The 509-nt window shown below is 47.2% G+C and carries 1 protein-coding gene; it reads left to right on the forward strand.

Going from position 1 to position 509, the window contains the following annotated elements; all coding sequences use genetic code 11:
- Positions 1 to 147 precede the first annotated feature (147 nt).
- A partial coding sequence (locus ADIWIN_RS21530; protein WP_235047136.1) for a hypothetical protein occupies positions 148 to 509 on the forward strand: 362 nt, incomplete at its 3' end.

The following is a 509-nucleotide window of genomic DNA, read 5'->3' on the forward strand; positions in this document are numbered from 1 at the left end:
ATACCTATAATCAAGCCAACTCTTTTCGAAGAAATAATTTACCAGTCCATTCAGCTATTCATTTGGCTTTTTAGGAAGACTGTAGTAACTTTTAGGGGTTGTTTAACCAAACCCATATAGCCTTGAGACTGAAGCCCTTTAATACAAATGACTATTCAACAGCCATTTATTTCGGCAGGCAACAGAACCATCCGAAAAAAAGGCCACGAGGGGAATTGCATTAACCGCCGTGACTGCCTAGGGATCTTAGGTGGATCACTTGCTAGCCTTGCCCTTACTTCGAGGTCGAGGGCCGAAAAGGCCCACAGCGATCTGCCGGTTGTCGATACCCATCTGCATTGTTTTGCCGGCCCCGATAGCAATAAATTTCCTTATCATCCCAATGGACCCTATCAACCTAATTCCGCTGCCACTCCAGAGCACCTGCTGAGCTGCATGGACGGAGCAGGGATTAAATACGCAATCGTTGTTCACCCTGAACCGTACCAGGACGACCATCGCTACCTGGA

Origin of the sequence: Winogradskyella psychrotolerans RS-3, assembly GCF_000427335.1 — a bacterium.
GTDB classification, from domain to species: domain Bacteria; phylum Bacteroidota; class Bacteroidia; order Flavobacteriales; family Flavobacteriaceae; genus Winogradskyella; species Winogradskyella psychrotolerans.